14 protein-coding genes and 2 rRNA genes (1 of these 16 cut by a window edge) are annotated in these 21,003 nt (G+C 67.0%); 10 read left to right on the top strand and 6 right to left on the bottom strand.

Features of this window, described 5'->3' with window-relative positions:
- Both ROV95_RS02775 and rrf read left to right on the top strand, forming a co-directional pair.
- Positions 1-1,034 (top strand): 23S ribosomal RNA (locus ROV95_RS02775) (it extends 1,844 nt beyond the left edge of the window).
- 127 nt (positions 1,035-1,161) lie between these two features.
- A 5S ribosomal RNA gene (gene rrf, locus ROV95_RS02770) occupies positions 1,162-1,276 on the top strand.
- Positions 1,277-1,574: 298 nt separating this feature from the next.
- Here rrf and ROV95_RS02765 read toward each other — a convergent pair.
- From ROV95_RS02765 to hemH, 3 genes are all read right to left on the bottom strand, one after another.
- Positions 1,575-3,680 (bottom strand): methyl-accepting chemotaxis protein, encoded by a 2,106-nt coding sequence (locus tag ROV95_RS02765; protein WP_021204699.1) that lies wholly within the window; start codon positions 3,678-3,680, stop codon positions 1,575-1,577.
- A 290-nt stretch (positions 3,681-3,970) separates the two neighbouring features.
- Entirely contained in the window at positions 3,971-4,825 is an 855-nt protein-coding gene (locus ROV95_RS02760) for an alpha/beta hydrolase (RefSeq protein WP_019661775.1), read from the bottom strand.
- Positions 4,822-5,784, bottom strand: a complete 963-nt coding sequence (hemH, locus tag ROV95_RS02755) for a ferrochelatase (RefSeq protein ID WP_019661774.1) — start codon at positions 5,782-5,784, stop codon at positions 4,822-4,824. Before hemH ends, ROV95_RS02760 begins: the two co-directional genes overlap by 4 nt.
- Positions 5,785-5,949: 165 nt before the next feature.
- Between hemH and ROV95_RS02750 the strand changes: the two genes are divergently transcribed.
- From ROV95_RS02750 to tatC, 4 genes are all read left to right on the top strand, one after another.
- Complete coding sequence (locus ROV95_RS02750; protein WP_019661773.1) at positions 5,950-6,840, top strand: YSC84-related protein; 891 nt, start codon at positions 5,950-5,952, stop codon at positions 6,838-6,840.
- Positions 6,841-6,915: 75 nt separating this feature from the next.
- On the top strand, positions 6,916-7,143 hold the full coding sequence (gene tatA / locus ROV95_RS02745) for a Sec-independent protein translocase subunit TatA (RefSeq protein WP_026347229.1): 228 nt from the start codon (positions 6,916-6,918) through the stop codon (positions 7,141-7,143).
- Between the two features lie 15 nt (positions 7,144-7,158).
- Entirely contained in the window at positions 7,159-7,620 is a 462-nt protein-coding gene (tatB, locus tag ROV95_RS02740) for a Sec-independent protein translocase protein TatB (RefSeq protein WP_019661771.1), read from the top strand.
- Complete coding sequence (tatC, locus tag ROV95_RS02735) at positions 7,617-8,366, top strand: twin-arginine translocase subunit TatC (RefSeq protein WP_058979271.1); 750 nt, start codon at positions 7,617-7,619, stop codon at positions 8,364-8,366. The genes tatB and tatC overlap by 4 nt, the downstream gene beginning before the upstream one ends.
- Positions 8,367-8,451: 85 nt before the next feature.
- On the opposite strand, the gene ROV95_RS02730 is transcribed toward tatC, so the two are convergent.
- Genes ROV95_RS02730 through ROV95_RS02720 form a run of 3 tightly spaced genes read right to left on the bottom strand, consistent with a single transcriptional unit; the run spans position 8,452 to position 11,966 of the window.
- Complete coding sequence (locus ROV95_RS02730) at positions 8,452-9,363, bottom strand: BPSS1780 family membrane protein (protein ID WP_019661770.1); 912 nt, start codon at positions 9,361-9,363, stop codon at positions 8,452-8,454.
- A gap of 49 nt (positions 9,364-9,412) precedes the next feature.
- Positions 9,413-10,159: a glutamine amidotransferase gene (locus tag ROV95_RS02725; RefSeq protein ID WP_188250640.1), complete on the bottom strand. Its 747-nt coding sequence runs from the start codon at positions 10,157-10,159 to the stop codon at positions 9,413-9,415.
- On the bottom strand, positions 10,131-11,966 hold the full coding sequence (locus ROV95_RS02720; RefSeq protein WP_111102327.1) for a GspE/PulE family protein: 1,836 nt from the start codon (positions 11,964-11,966) through the stop codon (positions 10,131-10,133). Before ROV95_RS02720 ends, ROV95_RS02725 begins: the two co-directional genes overlap by 29 nt.
- An 83-nt stretch (positions 11,967-12,049) precedes the next feature.
- Here ROV95_RS02720 and glyQ point away from each other — a divergent pair, with 83 nt between their 5' ends.
- The 4 genes from glyQ to ROV95_RS02700 all read left to right on the top strand — a co-directional run bounded on the left by glyQ (position 12,050) and on the right by ROV95_RS02700 (position 20,964).
- The gene (gene glyQ / locus ROV95_RS02715; RefSeq protein WP_019661767.1) at positions 12,050-12,961 is read left to right on the top strand and encodes a glycine--tRNA ligase subunit alpha; all 912 of its coding nucleotides are present in this window, start codon (positions 12,050-12,052) and stop codon (positions 12,959-12,961) included.
- A 73-nt stretch (positions 12,962-13,034) separates the two neighbouring features.
- The gene (gene glyS / locus ROV95_RS02710) at positions 13,035-15,110 is read left to right on the top strand and encodes a glycine--tRNA ligase subunit beta (protein WP_312542810.1); all 2,076 of its coding nucleotides are present in this window, start codon (positions 13,035-13,037) and stop codon (positions 15,108-15,110) included.
- A gap of 206 nt (positions 15,111-15,316) precedes the next feature.
- The gene (locus ROV95_RS02705) at positions 15,317-17,113 is read left to right on the top strand and encodes an autotransporter assembly complex family protein (protein WP_019661765.1); all 1,797 of its coding nucleotides are present in this window, start codon (positions 15,317-15,319) and stop codon (positions 17,111-17,113) included.
- The gene (locus ROV95_RS02700; RefSeq protein ID WP_312542809.1) at positions 17,110-20,964 is read left to right on the top strand and encodes a translocation/assembly module TamB domain-containing protein; all 3,855 of its coding nucleotides are present in this window, start codon (positions 17,110-17,112) and stop codon (positions 20,962-20,964) included. The genes ROV95_RS02705 and ROV95_RS02700 overlap by 4 nt, the downstream gene beginning before the upstream one ends.
- Positions 20,965-21,003: the final 39 nt, after the last annotated feature.

Raw genomic sequence — 21,003 nt, 5'->3', positions numbered from 1 at the left:
CAAGGCGAAGCTCTTGATCGAAGCCCCAGTAAACGGCGGCCGTAACTATAACGGTCCTAAGGTAGCGAAATTCCTTGTCGGGTAAGTTCCGACCTGCACGAATGGCGTAACGACAGCGGCGCTGTCTCCACCCGAGACTCAGTGAAATTGAAATCGCTGTGAAGATGCAGCGTTCCCGTGGCAAGACGGAAAGACCCCGTGAACCTTTACTATAGCTTTACACTGAACGTTGAGTTCGTCTGTGTAGGATAGGTGGGAGGCTATGAAACTGTGGCGCCAGCTGCAGTGGAGCCATCCTTGAAATACCACCCTGTCGTGCTTGACGTTCTAACCTGGGCCCATTATCTGGGTCGGGGACCGTGTATGGTGGGTAGTTTGACTGGGGCGGTCTCCTCCTAAAGAGTAACGGAGGAGCTCGAAGGTACGCTCAGCGCGGTCGGACATCGCGCACTGTGTGCAAAGGCATAAGCGTGCTTGACTGCAAGATCGACGGATCAAGCAGGTAGGAAACTAGGACTTAGTGATCCGGTGGTTCTGTATGGAAGGGCCATCGCTCAACGGATAAAAGGTACTCCGGGGATAACAGGCTGATACCGCCCAAGAGTTCATATCGACGGCGGTGTTTGGCACCTCGATGTCGGCTCATCACATCCTGGGGCTGTAGTCGGTCCCAAGGGTATGGCTGTTCGCCATTTAAAGTGGTACGCGAGCTGGGTTCAGAACGTCGTGAGACAGTTCGGTCCCTATCTGCCATGGGCGTTGGAGATTTGAGAGGGGCTGCTCCTAGTACGAGAGGACCGGAGTGGACGAACCTCTGGTGTTCCGGTTGTCACGCCAGTGGCATTGCCGGGTAGCTATGTTCGGAAGCGATAACCGCTGAAAGCATCTAAGCGGGAAGCGCGCCTCAAGATGAGATCTCCCGGGGCACAAGCCCCCTGAAGGAACCATGTAGACTACGTGGTTGATAGGTCAGGTGTGTAAGTACAGCAATGTATTGAGCTAACTGATACTAATGATCCGTGCGGCTTGACCATATAACCTCAAGTTGCCTTGGCTTTACGACAGCGTCGTAAGAGCATCCAAGTGCACGCTACGTCACAAGAACTACGAGAGGCAGGCGCCTTATCCAGCTGTACCGGATGGCGACGCTCCAACCGCCTCCCTGGTGAAATTAGCGCTGTGGAACCACCCGATCCCATCCCGAACTCGGAAGTGAAACGCAGCTGCGCCGATGGTAGTGTGGCTCAAGCCATGCGAGAGTAGGTCATCGCCAGGGTTTACACCCAAAACCCCGCTGCTCACGCAGCGGGGTTTTTCTTTGTGCGCGGTAAACACCGGGTAGTGCCGGCCGCTGGCCGGCAACCCGATGGCAACACATCGCCCGGTAGATCCACGCCATGCGTGGATACCCCCTGCGAGGAGCAGCGGTGCCAACCAAGGTTGGCCGCCACCAACAGCAGGCCCACACAGCAATCGGTTGCCGGCCAGCGGCCGGCACTACCAGGGGCAGGTCACGCATAAAAAGACGGCGCCCTGCGGGCGCCGTCCTCATCCACTCGCTTGGCAGACCCTGATCAGGCGGCCCGCGGGACCTCGTGTGCTTCCTGCTGGCGGAAGACCGACACCGCTTCAGTCAGCGTCCCAGCCTGCGACTGCAGCTCACGTGCGGCAGCGGTGGCCTCCTCCACCAGCGCCGCATTCTGCTGCGTGGCCTGATCCATCTGCACCACGGTCTGGTTGATCTGCTCAATGCCAACCGACTGCTCCTGAGATGCCGCCGAGATCTCGTGCATCAGGTGGCTGACATTCTCAACGCCCCCGACAATGCCCTGCATCCGCTGGCCCGCATCGGCCACCAGCTGGGCACCTTCGCCCACCTGGCGACCCGCCTCATCGATCAGCTTCTTGATTTCCTGTGCGGCGGCGGCGGAGCGCTGCGCCAGCACGCGCACCTCGCTGGCCACCACCGCGAAGCCGCGGCCCTGCTCGCCGGCACGGGCGGCCTCCACTGCCGCGTTGAGCGCGAGGATATTGGTCTGGAAGGCGATGCCATCGATCACGCCAGTGATGTCGCCGATCCGCTTCGAGGCTCCCTCGATCGCCTGCATGGTGTCGACGACCCGCTGCATGGCGACGTTGCCGTCGCTGGCGGCGCTCTGGGTGGTGATTGCCAGCTGGCTCGCCTCGCGCGCATGGGCAGCGTTCTGGCGCACGGTGGCGGTCAGCTCTTCCATCGAAGCGGCGGTTTCCTGCAGGTGCGCTGCCTGGCGCTCGCTGCGCTCGGACAGCGCGCCATTGCCCGCAGCGATTTCGCTCGCAGCGGTGCTGATCGAGGACGCGCACTGCTGGATACGGCCCACCATGCGCGCCAGCTGGCCGGCGGTGGCGTTGGCATCGCGCTGGATCGCGGCAAAGGCGCCGTGATACTCACCATGCATGCGTCGATCGAGATCGCCGCTGGCCAGCGCCGAGAGCATCTGCCGCACCTCGTCAACCGTACTGCCCAACGTATCCAGCAACTGGTTGATGCCACCGGTGAGGCCATCGAGGAAGCTGGCACCTTCGGTTGCCTGCAGGCGCTGGTCGAGGTCGCCGGCGGCGGCGGCCGCGACGATGCCGGCGACGGCGTTCTCCAACGCGAGCTCATGGGTACGGTCATGCCACTCCACGGCGAAGCCCAGGCGCACGCCCTGTGCGTCGAAGACCGGAGTAACCACCTGTGCGAAGTGCACCGGGCCGATCTGTACCTTGCCGTTGTGGCTGACCTGCAGGCCATTGAGGATGGCGCGGATCCGGTCCGGGTTGGCGTGGAAGCGATGGATGCTGCTACCGACCAGGCGCTCGGCATCGAAATCGGGGAAGGCCTGGCGCAACGTTGCCTGCTGGTTACGCAGCAGGGCCACCACCGAGCGGTTCACGTAGCGGATCACGTGATCGTTGTCGGCAATCATCATCGCGGTGCGCGAGGCATCGAGGGCCTGGCGGATCTGCGCGTTCTCGGCGTGTGCCTCCGCTTCGCGTCCACGCTGGGCCTGCACATGGCGTGCGGTGTCGGCCAGCGCATGGGCCAGCGAACCTGGTGCGTAGGCGGTGGTGTCAGCATGTGCACCAAGATCGGCGCCGGTGGCGATGTCGCGCGCCAGCGCGGCCAGCCGGCGGGGACCGTGGCCGAGTGCTTCGGTCTGCTGGCGGAGCCGCAGTGCGACCTGGCCAAGGAACAGGGTCAGGCCGGCCAGCATCGCGGCCTGCAGCAGCGCCGGCCACAGCGCAGTACCGTCCAGCAGCGGTGCCAGCAGGGAGAGCGTACCGACGCCACCGGCCAGCCAAACCGGAAGGCGATCACGGTGGCCCAGCAGCACGCCCAGCAGCAGGGCAATCGGCAATGCCGGTGACAGGCTGATGATCGCGCACAACACGGCCAGCTGCAGCGACAACAGCAACGCCAGACCGTTGCGGGCGACGGCCCGGCCCGCCTGGGGGCCGCCCAACCACGCGGCTGGCAATACGGCGACGGCCGCCAACGCGGCGGCTTGTGCCTGCGGCCCACGCAGCGCCAGCACCAGGGCAGCCATAGCCAATATCCCGCTGCCGATCAGCAGGCGGCGGTCAGCGCGGCGCGCGAGCTGCTGCAGATGCGGCAGGCGGGCGGTATCGGGGGGACGGGAGGATGCAACGGACATCGGCGACTCCTGGGTCAGCTAAAGACAACGGCCACGCCGCAACGCACGCAGCAGGGCGTGACGAGGGCGGGTGCCGGGAATTCGGGGAATGCGACGCGATCAGCGACGCGCAGACGGGGCACCGTGGCCACATCCTGTGGATGACGGTGCAGCAGAGCGGGCATGCGGACTTCCTTGCAGGACCAGACACACGCCGCAGGCCCGACCGGGTCCGCGTGCGGCGGGCGCAGGGGCCCGCAACTGATGTATCGGCCGCAACTGCGCGGAGTGAAGTGCGCGAACGCCGCGACTCAGCCGGCGTTGTCGTTGCTGAAGAAGTGCAGGATCACGTCTGCGATCTGTTCCGGGTTTTCCATGTGCAGGTGATGGTTGCCGGGAAACACCGCCAGCCGCCCGTTGCGCAGGTGCTGCAGGCGCTCGCTGCGCATCGGCTCGGGGTAGTAGGACTGCGCAGGCGTGGCATAGATTACCTGCGTCGGGCAGGCGATGGCCTGCAGCAGGTTGTCGATCTGGCCTTCGCTGAGGCGGATCGCGGTGGGCAGCATCAGCCGCGGATCGCTGCACCAGCGGTAGCCGCCCTCGACCGGTTCCACGCCCCGCTCGACCAGCAGCCTTGCGCATCCTTCGCTGAGCTGGTTGGTCATCATCCGCGCACGGATCGGCGCGGCGAGGTCGGGGAACACGCGCAGCTGCTTGCGTGCCAGTCCCCGCGTGGCGTTTACATGTTCGCGCAGACGGTTGGCCGTTTCTTCCTCGGGGCCACGCAGGCCGCCCAGTGCTTCGATCGCCACCAGCCGCTCCACGCGGTCGCTGACCGAGGCGGTGAGACTGGCGATGCCGGCGCCCATTGAATGGCCGAGCAGGCTGAAGCGGTCCCAGCCCAGCGCGTCGGCGACATCGAGTACGTGGCAGATCGCGGCGGCCGTGGTGTAGCTGGCACCGGCCGGCAGGTGCGCGCTGTGGCCATGCCCTGGCAGGTCGATGGCCACCAGCTGCAACGGCGACAGGTGCGGCGCCAGCGGCACGAAGCTGGCCGCATTGTCGAGCCAGCCATGCAGGGCCAGCACGCGCGGGCCGTCGCCGTGATTGCGCAGGCCGGCGACGCGCGCGCCACCGACCTCCAGTTCAAACGGCTGCAGACTCATGCCAGCGAGGCCACGGCCAGCCGCGCCAGGGCGCGAGCGTGTTCCGGATCGGCGTTGAGGCAGGGGATGTAGCGCATCGTCGCGCCGCGCTCGGCCAGCGTCTCGGTGAAGCCCAGCGCCACTTCCTCCAGCGTTTCCAGGCAATCGGTGGCAAAGCCCGGGCAGACCACGTCGATCTGCTTCACGCCGGATTCGGCCAGCGCCCACAGGCTGGGCTCGGCATACGGCTGCAGCCAGCGCTCGCGGCCGAAGCGCGACTGGTAACCCATCTGCCAGTCGTCCCTGCCCAGGCCCAGCGCGTGGGCGATGGCCTGCGCGCTTGCCTCGCAGCGCTGCGGATACGGGTCGCCCGCGTCGGCCAGGCGCTGTGGGATGCCATGGAAGGAGAACATCAGTTTCCGGCCGCGACCGTGCTGCTCCCAGTAGCGGCGGATCGATCCGGCCACGGCCTCGACCCAGCCTGGATCGACCGAATAATCGCGCACCAGGCTGACGGTTACGCCTGGGTTGCGGCGCTGCCACGCATCGACGCGGTCTTCGACCGAGGCGGTGGTGGTGGTGGAGTACTGCGGGTACAGCGGCAGCACCACGATGCGGCGCGCGCCGTCGGCCGCCAGGCGGTCGAGCTCGCTGGCCAGCGCCGGTTCGCCGTAACGCATCGCATGGCGCACTGTCAGGGTCGGCAACAGGGCCTGCATGGCCTGCGCCAGCTGGCGTGTATGCACCATCAGCGGTGAGCCGTCGGGCAGCCAGACCTGGGCGTACTTGGCCGCCGAACGACTGCTGCGCAGGGGCAGGATCAGTCCGCGCAGCAGCGGCTGCCACAGCAGTGGCGGGATCGCGACCACGCGGCGGTCGGACAGGAATTCGGCCAGGTAACGGCGTACGGCGGGGGCCGTCGGCGTCTCGGGCGTGCCTAGGTTGACCGCCAGCACGGCGGTATCGGGTGCGTCGAGCATGGGCGGTATTGTCGCCGATCCGGCGCCGTGCCGGGATGCAGGGTTCGGATTGCAGGCATAGCGCGCATCAATGTGAGCAGGGAACGCTCATTGGGGATTCATGACAACGCTACTAATTTCAGTCACTTGCTATATCTTCCTATGGACTGACTTCTGGAGCCTGCCATGCGTCGCCCGATCCAAGCCCTGCTGATCGCCGCCAGCCTGCTGTCCAGCCAGGCCATGGCCGGACCGCAGGAAGACCAGCGTGCGCGCAATGCCGTGCGCGTGCTTGCTGAAATCCAGGAAATCCCCGAACAGGGCATTCCGGACAAACTGCTCGACGAAGGCCGCGCGGTCATCGTCATTCCCGACACGATCAAGGCCGGTCTGGTCATTGGTGGTCGTCGTGGCCACGGCCTGATGTCAGTGCGCATGCCCAACGGCGCCTGGTCCAATCCGGTGTTCGTGAAGCTGACCGGCGGCAGCATCGGCTTCCAGGCCGGCGTGCAGTCCTCGGACGTGGTGCTGGTGTTCCGCAACGACCGCAGCCTGGACAACCTGGTCAATGGCAAGTTCACGCTGGGCGCCGATGCCGGTGTCGCCGCCGGCCCGGTCGGCCGCAATGCCGCCGCTGCCACCGACGGCCAGCTGAAGGCCGAGATCTGGTCCTGGTCGCGCGCGCGCGGCCTGTTTGCCGGCGTCGCGCTGGATGGTGCGGTGCTGCAGATCGATGATGCCGCCAATCTGGATGCCTACGGCAGCAACACCACGCCGCGCATGATCTTCGAAGGCCGCGCTGCCGGTTCGCCGTCGATGGATGTGGTGGCCTTCCGTGACCGCCTGGAAGAGGCCACCTACGCTGCACGCAGCAACCGCAGCGGCAACGGCAGCGCACCGCGTCCGGCAGCGGCCCCGGCGGTTGCGCCGGCGCCTGTTCAGGCAGCACCGGCCGCCCCGGCGGAAGCCACCACGGCGCCGCTGCAGAACGTGCCGCAGACCCCGCCACCGCAGCAGCAGGGCTTCCAGCCGGTCAATGACGGCGAAATCCGCACGGAAACGCTGGGCGGGAACTGACTTTCGTCACGCGCGCCGGCTTACAGCCGGTGCGCTATGCTCGACAGCCTGATCACTAACGTAACGAGCGTCTTTATGGGCAGTTTCAGCATCTGGCATTGGTTGGTCGTGCTGGCCATCGTCCTGCTGGTGTTCGGCACCAAGCGCCTGACCAGTGGCGCCAAGGACCTCGGCTCGGCGGTCAAGGAATTCAAGAAGGGCATGCGCGACGACGACAAGCCGAACGCGCAGCTGGGCGACGAGTCGCGCAGCCAGGATGCCTCGCGCACCGTGCAGGACGAGCACGACCGCAACCCACGCTGATCCGGAGCGGTCGCGGTGTTCGATATCGGCTTCAGCGAACTGCTGGTGATTGCCGTGGTCGCTCTGGTGGTGCTCGGTCCCGAGCGCCTGCCCAAGGCGGCCCGCTTCGCCGGCCTGTGGGTGCGTCGTGCCCGCAACCAGTGGGATTCGGTGAAACAGGAACTGGAGCGCGAACTGCACGCCGAAGAGATCAAGCGGCAGATGCAGGACGTGCGCCAAGGCATGCAGGACACCGAGAACCAGCTGCGCGCCAGTGGCGAAGCGCTCCGTCGCCAGGCCCAGCAGGCGCGGCAGCAGGGCGACGATCTGGCGCAGGAAGTGCGAGCACCGGCGCAGGCCGATCTGCCGCCGCACATGATTGCCCAGCCCGGCGTGGACCCACCGGCCCAGGCTGGCGCCGTTGCCGGGGCGGCTGCAGACGCGCCCGCTGAAGCAGCCGCGACACCGCCGCCGCAGAGCACGGAGCGCCAGCCATGAGTGAACAGGATTTCGGCGAAAGCTCGCTGGTCGAACATCTGGTGGAACTGCGCGGCCGCCTGGTGCGCGCATTGCTGGGCCTGGGCGTGGTGCTGCTGGCGCTGCTGCCGTTTACCCAGAAGCTGTACAACGCGCTGGCCGAACCGCTGGTGTCGCAGCTGCCAAACGGGCAGACGATGATCGCCACCAACCCGGCCGGCGCCTTCTTCGCCCCGCTGAAGCTGACCTTCTTCGTCGCCCTGTTCGTGGCGGTGCCGTGGCTGCTGTACCAGTTGTGGGCGTTTGTTGCCCCGGGCCTGTACGCGCGTGAGAAACGCCTGGCCGTACCGCTGCTGGTGTCGTCGGTGCTGCTGTTCTACATCGGCTGCGCCTTCGCCTACTTCCTGGTGTTGCCGGCGGTGTTCCACTTCCTCACCACCTTCAGCCCGGACGTGATCGCGATCACCCCGGATGCGAACGCCTACCTGGATTTCGTGCTGGCGATCTTCTTCGCCTTCGGCGGCAGCTTCGAACTGCCGGTGGCGATGGTGATCCTGGTGCTGCTGGGCTGGGTGACGCCGCAGCAGTTCAAGGAAGGCCGTGGCTACGCAATCGTCGGCATCTTCGTGGTAGCCGCAGTGCTGACTCCGCCGGACGTGGTCTCGCAGCTGATGCTGGCGATCCCGATGTGCCTGCTGTACGAGCTGGGCATCCACGCGGCGCGCTGGCTGGTGCCGTCGTCGGTAGTGAAGAAACCCGCCGCGTGATGCGGTAGCGCCGGGCCATGCCCGGCGTGCGGGGTGCGATGTGATGCCACCGCCGGGCATGGCCCGGCGCTACCGGTGGGACCGGTCAGGCGTGGAACACGTCGCTCGAGGTCGGCGTGGTCGGGATCGGCGGCGCTGCACGGCTGCCGCGATGCACGAACATCTGCTTCCACGCGGCGTAGACCGCACCGACATACAGCGGCATCAGCACCGTGGTCAGTACCAGCTGGGCGATGAAGGCCGCGGCCAGCGGGCCACCGATCAGCATCGCGATCTGGATCACGATCACGAACAGGATGTACATGCAGAACGCGGCGATCAGGCCGAGTGCGGCGAACACGATCATCGCGCCGATGTTTTCGATGCAGCCCTGCAGGCTCAGGCGCAGCGCATGCATGCCGCTCTGCTTGTCGAACACCACCAGCGCCGGCTGGGTGAACATCGCCAGCGACAGCGCCACCGCGCTCAGGAACACCAGCAGCATCCACAGCGCAATGCGCTTTGCCGGCAGGTTGGCGACCAGCGCGGCGGCATCGTCCGGCTTGATCTGCTGGCCACTGCGGCTGATCTCTTCCATCTTGGTCATGACCTCGCTGAAGGCGGTGAAGCCCTCGCGACCGATCATCATGAACAGCAGCGCGCCCAGCAGCAGTACCGCCAGCACCTGGATCGCCAGCGGCACCAGCAGGTGGCTGACGCGGTGGTCGCGGATCGGCTGCAGCAAGTGCGAGGCCAGGCCCGGGCGGCCTTCGTCGATCTCGCCCACGGCGTAGAGCATGCCGCCGAACATGATCGGCGAGATGGCCAGGGTCATCAGCTGCACGGCCATGCCTGCCGCGCCGGGAATCAGCGTGGACAACAGGGTGACCAGCCAGCTCACCAGCAGCCAGGCCAGGCCGATCCGGGCCAGCTGCAGCGGCGCACGCCGGTACAGGGAGAACGTATCCAGCAACCACTGGGCGCCCGCCGAAGCCGGCAGCTTGCGAATCTCTTTCATGGACATCCGGGAGGGACAGGAGGGGCCGGGCGGCTGCCCGTGCCGCCGATTATCCCTGTTTTGCCGTCGGCTGGGCTGAAGACAGCCGCGCCTGGCGCACGAAACGGCGCAACAGCTGGCGGGCCAGCGGCGCGGCGCTGACTGCGCGCTCGATGGTGCGGGCGCAGCCGCCGTGGCGACCGATGCAGTCGGCGCGGGCACGCACGTAGCCGCGCATGTGGTGGGTGGCGAATTCCGGATGGAACTGCACCCCCCAGGCGTGGCGGCCCCAGCGGAATGCATGGCAGCCATCCAGCGGCGAGCGTGCCAGCACCTGGGCACCCTCGGGCGCACGCAGCACGGTCTGCAGGTGGGTGGCGTGGGCGGCGAAATGCTGCGGCAGGCCCTGGAACAACGGGTCCTGTGCCGCCTGCGGCTGCAGTTCCAGTTCGATCGTGCCGGACTCTCGGCCAGCCGGGTTGTAGGCCACCTCGCCCCCCAGCGCATGGGCCAGCAACTGATGGCCATAGCAGATGCCGAACACTGGCAGACCGGCGTGGGCAGTCTGGCGCAGCCATGCCGCGCTGCGCTCGCTCCAGTCGGCGTGGTCGGTGACGAAGGCGGCCGAGCCGGTCACCAGCACGCCAGCAAAGGCATGCGGATCGGGCAGGGCATCACCGTGTTCGACATCGACCACCACCGTCTCGTGTTCTTCCAGTCCGGCGGCGACGCGAATCCAGTGTGGAAAGCGCCCATAGCGGCGCAGCGGCGGCACCGGTCGGCCGGTTTCAACGATCAGGAACGGGGCTGGATTCATCCGGGGGCGGCAGTACTGACAGGACTTCCTCGATTGTAGTCAGCCCCTGCGCCACCTTTTCAAGCCCGGCCTGGCGCAGGGTCCGCAGCCCTTCAGCACGTGCGGCACGGCTGAAACCGGCCAGATCCATGTCGGCGCGGATCTGCCCGCGCAGCCGCGAGCCCAATGGCAGCAACTCATACAGGCCGATGCGGCCAAGGAATCCGGTGCGCCGGCACTCCAGGCAGCCAACCGGCCGACAGGGCGTGGCGGCATCTGGATATGCGCCATCGCTATCAGCCAGCACCGCCCAGTCGGCAGCACCAAGGGTGTGTGGCTGCTTGCAGTGCGGGCACAGCGTGCGCACCAGGCGCTGGGCGAGGATGCCGTTGAGGGTGCTGGCGAGCAGGTAGTGCGGCACGCCCAGGTCGAGCAGGCGGGTGACCGCCGAGGGCGCGTCGTTGGTATGCAGGGTGGACAGCACCAGGTGGCCGGTCAGCGAGGCCTGCACCGCCATCTGCGCGGTCTCCAGGTCGCGGATCTCGCCGATCATGATGATGTCCGGGTCCTGCCGCAGCAGGGTGCGCACGCCGCTGGCGAAGTCCAGGTCGATGTTGGCCTGCACCTGCATCTGGTTGAACTCCGGCGCGATCATCTCGATCGGGTCCTCCACCGTGCACACGTTCACGTCCGGCGTGGCCAGCCGCTTCAGCGTGGAATACAGGGTGGTGGTCTTGCCCGAGCCGGTCGGGCCGGTGACCAGCACGATGCCGTGCGGGCGCTCGACCAGCGCATTCCAGCCGGCGGCTTCCTGCGGGCTGAAACCGAGCTGGTCGATGCTCTTGAAGGCCGCATCCGGGTCGAAGATACGCATCACGCACTTCTCGCCAAAGGCGGTGGGCATGGTCGACAGGCGCATCTCGACCTCGCGGCCACCCGGCGAGCGGGTCTTGATGCGTCCATCCTGCGGGCGCCGGCGCTCGGCCAGGTCCATGCGGCCGAGCACCTTGATACGGCTGACCACCGCGGTCATCACCGCTGGCGGCACCTCGAACACCTTGTGCAGCACGCCGTCGATGCGGAAGCGCATGCGGCCCATCTCGCGACGCGGCTCCAGATGGATGTCCGAGGCGCGCTGTTCGTAGGCGTACTGCAGCAGCCAGTCGACGATGTGCACGATGTGCTGGTCGTCGGCATTGACGTCGCCGGTGCGGCCCAGCTCGACCAGCTGCTCGAAGCTGGGCAGCGTGGTGCTGGCCTCGCCGCGCACGTCGCCGCGGGCACCGCGCACCGAACGCGTCACCCCGTAGAACTCCATGGTGTAGCGGTGCAGGTCCAGCGGGTTGACCACTGCCAGCTCGATGCGGCGGCGGGTCAGGTGCTGCAGGTCGCGGCGCCATTCCTGCACCAGCGGCTCGCTGGTGGCCACCAGCACGCGCTCGGCGTCCACCGCCAGCGGCAGGAAGCGGTGGCGGCGGGCGTAGGCGTGGGAGACCAGCGCGGTGACCGCGGCGACGTCGACCCGGGTCGGGTCGATGCGCAGGTAGCGGCTGCCGGTGCGCTGCGCCAGCCACTCGGTCAGCCGTTCAAGGGTCAGCTCGCCACCGCCGTTGGCGGCCAGCTTGAGGTTGGACAGCAGCACCAGCGGGTGCACTTCACTGGCATTGCGCGCGCCCTGCGCGGAAAACCGCATGCGCTCGCGGTCCTGCTCGGCCACCAGGTCATCGGCGACCAGAGCCGCGGCAATCTGCTCGAAATGCAGCCGTCCCCAGGTCAGCGGGACGCCGCCCGCCTCGCCGGGCGTGCCTGCCGGCAGCCGATGTTCCATCTGCCTGCTCCTCCCGGGTACGGAATGCCCCGCAGGTCGGCCGTTATACTAGCGCACCCCCTTGCCGGCCAAGACTCGTACGCATGTCCGCGACCCCGACCGTTCCGATCACCTTCCAGGGCCTGATCCAGACCCTGAACCAGTTCTGGGCCCAGCAGGGCTGCGTGCTCATCCAGCCGCTCGACCTGGAGGTGGGCGCCGGTACCTTCCACCCGGCCACCTTCCTGCGTGCGATCGGTCCGGAAAGCTGGAATGCGGCCTACGTGCAGCCGTCGCGGCGCCCGACCGATGGCCGTTACGGTGAGAACCCGAACCGCCTGCAGCGCTACTACCAGTACCAGGTGGCGATGAAGCCGGCGCCGGACAACATCCAGCAGCTGTACCTGGATTCGCTGAAGGCACTGGGCATCGATCCGCTGGTGCACGACCTGCGCTTCGTCGAGGACAACTGGGAATCGCCGACGCTGGGCGCGTGGGGCCTGGGCTGGGAAGTCTGGCTCAACGGTATGGAAGTGACCCAGTTCACCTACTTCCAGCAGGCCGGTGGCCTGGAATGCCGCCCGGTGCTGGGCGAGATCACCTATGGTCTCGAGCGCCTGTGCATGTACCTGCAGAACTGCGACAACGTCTACGACCTGGTCTGGACCTACGGCCCGGACGGCCAGCCGGTGACCTACGGTGACGTCTACCACCAGAACGAGGTGGAGCAGAGCACTTACAACTTCGAATACGCCGACGTGGAAGAAATGTTCCACCGTTTCGACGCCTGCGAGCGCGAAGCGCAGAAGCTGGTGGAAGTAGGCCTGCCGCTGCCGGCCTACGAGCAGGTGATGAAGGCCAGCCACACCTTCAACCTGCTCGATGCGCGCCGCGCGATCAGCGTGACCGAGCGCCAGCGCTACATCCTGCGGGTGCGCGCACTGGCCCAGGCGGTGGCCAAGGCGTATTACGAACAGCGCGAGAAGCTGGGCTTCCCGGGCGCGAAGAAGGCCTGAAGGCCGCGCTCTCCCCCTTACTCCGGGGCGCCGGACGCGTCGCGCGCTGCGCCCCCACCACAGGATTGAAACGATGAGCCAACTGTCCCCCCTGCTGATTGAACTGGGCACCGAAGAGTTGCCGGTCAAGGCGCTGCCGGGCCTGGCCCAGGCCTTCTTTGACGGTGTTGTCGAAGGCCTGCGCAAGCGTGGCATCGCGCTGGAACTGGGCGATGCGCGCCCGCTGTCCACCCCGCGCCGCCTGGCCGTGCTGCTGCCGGGCGTCGGCCTGGAACAGCCGGAACAGCACAGCGAAGTGCTGGGCCCGTATCTGAACATCGCGCTGGACGCCGAAGGCCAGCCGACCAAGGCCCTGCAGGGCTTCGCCGCCAAGGCCGGGATCGACTGGACCGCGCTGGAGAAGACCACCGACAACAAGGGTGAGCGCTTCGTGCACCGCGCGGTGACCCCGGGCGCGAGCACCGCCAGCCTGTTGCCGGAAATCCTGCGCGAGGCGATCGCGGCGATGCCGATTCCCAAGCCGATGCGCTGGGGCGACCACGCCTGGGGTTTCGCGCGCCCGGCGCACTGGCTGGTGCTGCTGCACGGTGCCACTGTGGTCGAGGCCGAACTGTTCGGCCTGCAGGCCGGCCGCGTCAGCCGTGGCCACCGCTTCCACCACGACCAGACCGTGTCGCTGGCACAGCCGCAGGACTACGTTGAAGCGCTGCGCGCCGCGTTCGTGCTGGTCGATCCGAGCGAGCGCCGCGCACGCATCGTCGCCGAGGTCGAAGCCGCCGCAGCCAAGGCCGGTGGCAGTGCCCGCATCACCGAGGACAACCTGGAGCAGGTGGTGAACCTGGTCGAATGGCCGTCGGCAGTGCTGTGCAGCTTCGAGCCCGCGTTCCTGGCGGTGCCGCAGGAAGCGCTGATCGAGACGATGGAAATCAACCAGAAGTTCTTCCCGGTGCTGGATGCGGCCGGCACGCTGACCGAGAAGTTCATCGGCATTGCCAACATCGAGTCGAAGAACGTGGCCGAAGTGGCCAAGGGCTACGAGCGGGTGATCCGCCCGCGCTTCGCCGATGCCAAGTTCTTCTTCGACGAGGACCTGAAGCAGGGCCTGGTATCGATGGGCGACGGCCTGAAGACGGTGACCTACCAGGCCAAGCTGGGCAGCGTGGCCGACAAGGTGGCGCGCGTGGCCGCACTGGCCGAAGTGATCGCAGCCCAGGTCGGTGCCGATCCGGCGCAGGCCAAGCGGGCTGCCGAGCTGGCCAAGAACGACCTGCAGTCGCGCATGGTCAACGAATTCCCGGAACTGCAGGGCATCGCCGGCCGCCACTACGCCGTGGCAGGTGGTGAATCGGCCGAGGTTGCGCTGGCCATCGACGAGGCCTACCAGCCGCGCTTCGGTGGTGATGACATCGCGCTGTCGCCGCTGGGCAAGGTGCTGGCGATCGCCGAACGCGTGGATACGCTGGCCGGTGGTTTTGCTGCAGGCCTGAAGCCGACCGGCAACAAGGACCCGTTCGCCCTGCGCCGCAACGCGCTGGGCCTGGCCCGCACGATCATCGAAAGCGGCTTCGAGCTGGACCTGCGCGCGCTGCTGGCCAGTGCCAACGCCGGCCTGGCCGCGCGCAACGTGCAGGCCGACATCGGCGAACTGTACGACTTCATCCTTGACCGCCTGAAGGGCTACTACGCTGACAAGGGCGTGCCGGCCACGCACTTCAACGCCGTGGCGGAGCTGAAGCCCGCCTCGCTGTATGACTTTGACCGCCGCCTGGATGCGATCGGCACCTTCGCCGCGCTGCCGGAAGCCGAAGCGCTGGCCGCGGCCAACAAGCGTATCCGCAACATCCTGCGCAAGGCCGAGGGCGAGATCCCGGCCCAGATCGACCCGGCACTGCTGCAGGAAGATGCCGAGCGCGCGCTGGCTGAGGCGGTCACCGCGGCCATCGATGACACCGGCGCCAGCCTGCACCAGAAGGATTACGTGGCCGTGCTGGCGCGCCTGGCGCGCCTGCGCCCGCAGGTCGACGCGTTCTTCGATGGCGTGATGGTCAACGCGGAGGATCCGGCGCTGCGTGGCAACCGCCTGGCGCTGCTGACGATGCTGGGCGAGCGCCTGGGCAAGGTGGCGGCGATCGAGCATCTGTCGAGCTGACGCCCGTATCGGTAGTGCCGGCCGCTGGCCGGCACTACCGGAACATCGCCGGCGGATGTCCATCGGGATCATCGCCGTCGCCGCACGCGACGTCGGCATCCTCGCGTGCGATCCCGATGATCGCCACAAAGGCGCGTATTTTGACCGCCACTTAACAACCGATCTCCAACGACGTGATGCATTTCGCATCGTCACCTCCGGTCGGTATGCTGTGCCGCATGCAGCCAAAGAAATACGCCCTGCCGCTGATGGTCCTGTCGCTGGCCGCCACCTCCGTGGCCCACGCGCGCGGCACCATCGACAAGGTGGACATCAAGGGATTGGACAAGGGCGACGACGCCGCAATCATCGAGAACATCCAGGAATCGCTGTCGCTGTTCGACACGATCGGCAAGGAGCAGGGTGAATCGCGCCTGGAGTACCTGCTGTCGCAGGCCGAGCGGCAGACCCGCCAGGCGCTGGAACCGTTCGGGTACTACAACCCGGTGATCAAGGTCGAGGCGCCGCGCCAGGATGAGCACGTGCGCGTGCTCATCCATGTCGACAAGGGGGCCCCGGTGACCGTGCGCCGCGAGCACATCGACATCACCGGCCCGGCGATGTACGACCAGTACCTGCAGGACGACCTGGCCGCATTCAAGCCCCGCAAGGGCCAGCGCTTCGAGCACACCCAGTACGAAGCCAGCAAGATCACCATCACCCGGCGCCTGGCCGAGCGTGGCTACTTCGACGCCGACTACACCCAGCGCCAGGTGCAGATCACCCGCGCCGACAACGCGGCCGACATCGACCTGACCTGGGACAGCGGCCGCCGCTACAACATGGGCCCGGTGCGCTTCCAGCAGGACTACTTCGTCGACAAGCTGTTCGACCCGCTGGTGTACTGGGAGCAGGGCAGCTACTACCACGAGGGCAAGCTGGACCGGCTGCGCGAGTCGCTGACCAAGCTGGACTACTTCAGCGTGATCGACATCCAGCCGCGCCCGGACCAGGCCGACGAAAACGGCGAAGTGCCGGTGGACGTGAAGCTGACGCGCGCCAAGCGCACCATCTACACCGCGGGCCTGAGCTACGGCAGCGAGAGTGGCCCGGGTGTGCGTGGTGGCATCGAGCGGCGGTTCCTGAACAACCGCGGCCACAAGATGAACACGCAGCTGGACTATGCGCAGAAGCGCAAGAGCCTGATCACCAGCTACCGCATTCCAGCCTTCAACTGGCTTGATGGCTGGTACACCTTCGCTGCCAGCGCCTACGACGAGCAGACCGACTACATCGACCTGCGCAACTTCAAGCTGATCGCCAGCCGCAGCGGCGAGATCAACGAACACTGGACCGCGATCGCCTCGATCAACGCGCTGCGCGAGCGCTGGCGCTATGCCTCGGGCACCGAATTCACCGACGCGGTCTACAACACCTCGACGCTGGTCTACCCGCAGCTGGTCGCCGACTACGTCGACGTCGATGACGAGCTGTTCCCGCGCAAGGGCGTCAGCGGTACGGCAACGATGCGCGCCGGTGTGGAAGGTGCGGGTTCGGACACCAGCTTCGTGCAGGCCAATGCCGTGCTGCGCTGGTACATCCCGGTGGGCGATAGCAATCGCCTGATCCTGCGCGGCGAGGGTGGCACCACCTGGACCAGCGACCTGGTGGCGATGCCGCCGAGCCTGCGCTACTTCGCCGGTGGTGACCGCAGCATCCGCGGCTACGCCTACCGTGAGGTTGGCCCGCGTACGCCGAAGCCGGACAAGTATGCGCTGGGTGCCAAGAACCTGGTGATCGGCTCGGCCGAGTACGAGCACTACTTCAACGGTGGCCCCTGGGGTGCGGCGGTGTTCGTCGATACCGGCAGTGCCTTTGACAACACCATCGACCTGCATACCGGCGTCGGCTTCGGCGTGCGCTGGAAATCGCCGGTGGGCCCGGTGCGGGTGGATATCGCGCACGGCCTGAACAACCCGGATTCGCAGTTCCAGCTGTACCTCAACATCGGAGCGGACCTGTGAGTGCCCCCGCACCGAATCCGAACAGGCCGCCGCGCGTGCGTTTCTACCGCCGCCGCCGCTTCTGGGCCTGGTCCGGCGTGGGCGTGCTGGGCCTGGTGCTGCTGGCCCTGCTGGCGGTGTACTGGCTGCTGCAGACCGTGGCCGGCCGTGACGTACTGCTGGCCCAGGTGGTGGCGCGCCTCCCGGTGGGTGCCAGCTTCACCTGGGACAAGGTGGACGGCCCGGTGGCAGGGCCGCTGACCCTGTACAACGTCGACTTCCGTTACGACGACATCCATTTCCACGCCGAGCGCGCCTACCTGGAGCCGGACCTGCGCCCGCTGCTGGGCCGCAAGCTGCTGCTGGACAAGCTGGAGCTGAGCAACGCGACGTTGAACCTGGCCAAGAGCGATGAGCCGTTCAAGCTGCCGTCGTGGCCCGATTCGCTGCCGCAGATCGAGATGCCGCTGGCGATCCAGGCCGACGCCATTGCCATCGACGGCTTCCGCATCAGCCAGGCCAATGAGCCGGTGATCGACATCAGTCGCGTGCGTGGTGGCATCGAGATCGCCAATGGCGAGTTCCAGGCACGCAGGCTGGTGGTGGACAGCGACATGGGCAACTTCACCGCCCAGGGTCGCTACATCCCGGCCAAGGACTACGACACCGACGTGACCGTCACTGCCGTGCTGCCGGCACCGCGTGGGCGCACGGCCGCCACGGTGGGCCTGGTCGCCCGCGGTGACCTGTCGCACATGGAAGTGGCCGTAGCCGGGCGCGCGCCGAAGCCACTGCACGCGATGCTGGTGTTCGATGGCCGCACCGACCCGACCTGGAACGCCAGCGTGCGCAGCGACGAGCTGGATCTGGCGCTGCTGTCGCCGGCATTGGCGAGCTCGGCGATCACGCCGTTGTCGCTGGATTTCACTGCTGCCGGCAAGGGCGGCAATGCCAACCTGCATGGCAAGGTAAAGCAGGGCGATCAGGAACTGGAACTGGCACCGTCGGTGGTGTCATTGCAGGACCAGGTGCTGAAGGTCTCACCGCTGCTGGTGAAGGGCCTTGGCGGTGAGGCGCGGCTGGAAGGTACCGCCGATTTCAGTCAGGAAGACCAGCAGAAGCTCAACTTCTCGGTGGTCGCGCGTGACCTGACCTGGGTGCCGGCACCGGACCCGAACACCGCCGGCAGCGCACCGGTGCCGGTCACCCTGAAGGAAGCACGCTTCGGCCTGGCCGGTACCCTGAAGGCCTGGGCCGCGATCGGCCGCGCCGATGTCGAACGCGAAAAGCAGAAGGCCCAGCTGCGCTTCGACGTACGCGGCAACGACCAGGCCGCGTCGATCCACCAGTTGCAGGCGCAGACGCCGGGTGGACAGCTGCAGGTGGAAGGCCAGGTGGCGTGGGCACCGCAGCTGGACTGGGATGCCAAGGCCACGCTGAAGGACTTCGACCCTGGCTACTTCGTGCCGGGCTGGAACGGCCGGCTGTCCGGCAACCTGGCTTCGAAGGGACGGCAACTGCCGCCGCCGGCAAACGCACCGCCGGGTACCACCGGCACACTGGAAGCCACGGTCGATCTGCCGTCGCTGAAGGGCATGCTGCGCAAGCGCAATCTCGATGCGCAGGGAAAGTTCGCGCTGCAGGGCGCGCAGGGCCAGGGCGACCTGAAGCTGTCGCTGGGCAGCAGCCGGGTGACCGCGTCGGGCAAGGTCGGCGACCGCCTCGATATCGATGCGCGTTTCGAACCGCTGCAGCTGAGCGATCTGCTGCCGGGCGCCGATGGTGGCCTGCGTGGCCAGGTACAGGTGAAGGGCCCGCGCGACGCGCCGGACATCACCGCCGACCTGGTCGGCAACAACCTCAACTGGGACGGCTACGGCGCCGAAAGCGTGAGCATCAAGGGCCGCCTGCCGTGGCGCGGCGACAGCGGCACGCTGGCGATCCAGGGCCAGCAGGTCAACGCGGGCATGCTGCTGGAGCGCTTGAACGTGGATGCGCAGGGCAGTGTCTCCAACCTGCGCCTGGCTGCGCAGACCCGCAACGAGATGGGGGCGATCGAGCTGCAGGGCAGCGTGCGCCAGCAGGGCACGCAGTGGCGCGGCGAGCTGGCCTCGCTGCGCATCGCACCGGTGAAGGGTGATGCGTGGTCGCTGCGTGCACCGGCGGCGTTCGCGATCAACGGCAGCACCTACACCCTGTCCGAAGCCTGCCTGGCCGCCGCCAGCAGCGGCGCGCTGTGCGCACAGGCCAACTGGCCGCGCGAAGGCCTGGTGGTGCGCAGTGACGCGCTGCCGCTGGCGCTGGTGCAGCCGTGGCTGCCGCCGCAGTCCGGCCGCCGCATCTATCTGCGCGGCGACGTCAGCCTGGACGCGCAGATCCGCCCGCGTGGCGCGGCCTGGGAAGGCCATGTGGAAGTGCGCTCGAAGGAAGGCGGCGTGCGCCTGGGCGAGAACCGCAACACCGTGGGCGATACCACCCGCGGCGAACTGGTGCGCTATGACCAGTTCTCGCTGAAGCTCGACATGACCCCGGCCAGCATCAAGGGCTACCTGGGCATGGGCTTCCAGGGCAACGGCTTCGTCGACGCGAAGATGCAGACCGGCTGGGAAGCCAGTGCACCACTGAACGGTGAGCTCTATCTGAACATGTCGCGGCTGTACTGGCTGGAGCTGTTCTCGCCGGACATCGTGCGCCCGACCGGCCTGATCGAGGGCCACGTGAGCCTGCGCGGTACGCGCGGGCAGCCGTCGCTGGGTGGCGACGCGCAGCTGAGCAACTTCAAGGGCGAATTCCCCGCGCTCGGCCTGACCTTCGACCAGGGCAAGGGCAGCTTCGTGGCCCAGCCCGACGGTTCGGCCAAGATCACCGCGCAGGCCAACTCCGGCCAGGGCACGCTGTACGTGGACGGTGGCCTGTCGTGGTTCGGTGATGCGCAGCCCTTGCAGCTGAAGATCCACGGCGAGAACGTGCTGCTGTCCAACACCAGCGAACTGCGCATCGTCGCCAACCCCAACCTCGACTTCACCCTGGCCAAGGCAGCGATGGAGCTGCGCGGTACCGTCCACGTGCCCGAGGCCGACATCGACCTGGAGCGCCTGGACCGTGGCACCTCGGTGTCCGAAGACGTGGTCGTGCTGGATCCGGCTGATCCGGAAGAGTCGCGCACCTCGCCGCTGGACATGGACCTGACCGTCAGCCTCGGCGAAAAGGTGAAGATGACCGGGTTCGGCCTGAAGGGCGCGCTGACCGGCAAGATGCAGGTCTGGGCCAAGCCCGGCCGCGAAATGACCGCTAATGGCGGCCTGGAAGTGAGCGGCCGCTACAAGGCGTACGGGCAGGACCTGACCATCACCCGCGGCAACCTCAACTGGAACTACAACGCGGTGTCCGACCCGCGCATCAACATCCGTGCCGAGCGACGGATCGGTGATGTCACCGCCGGCATCGACGTGACCGGGCGTGCCCAGCAACCGCGTGCCGACGTGTGGTCCGATCCTGCGATGTCGCAGTCCGAGGCACTGGCCTATCTGGTGCTGGGACGCAGCCTGACCGGCGCCAGCAGCGACCAGGCGCAGCAGGTCAACGCGGCCTCGGCGGCGCTCTCGGCTGGCAGTGGCCTGCTCGCCTCGCAGCTGGGTGCCAAGCTGGGCCTGGATGATGCAGGCGTGAGCCAGTCGCGCGCGCTGGGTGGTTCGGTGATCGGCGTCGGCAAGTACATCTCGCCCAAGCTTTACGTGGGTTACGGCGTGTCGCTGGTGGGCGCAGGTTCGGTGATCACGCTGAAGTACCTGCTGCGCCGCGGGTTTGATGTGGAAGTGGAGTCGAGCACGGTGGAAAACCGTGGGTCGATCAACTGGCGGCGGGAGAAATAACCCGCCGTGGCATCCCTGTAGAGCCGAGATCCTATGTTC

The sequence above is a fragment of the Stenotrophomonas maltophilia group sp. msm1 genome (genome assembly GCF_032025805.1).
GTDB classification, from domain to species: domain Bacteria; phylum Pseudomonadota; class Gammaproteobacteria; order Xanthomonadales; family Xanthomonadaceae; genus Stenotrophomonas; species Stenotrophomonas hibiscicola.
Note: the sequence above shows the minus strand (reverse complement) of the source record. Positions and strands in the feature narration are given on the sequence as shown.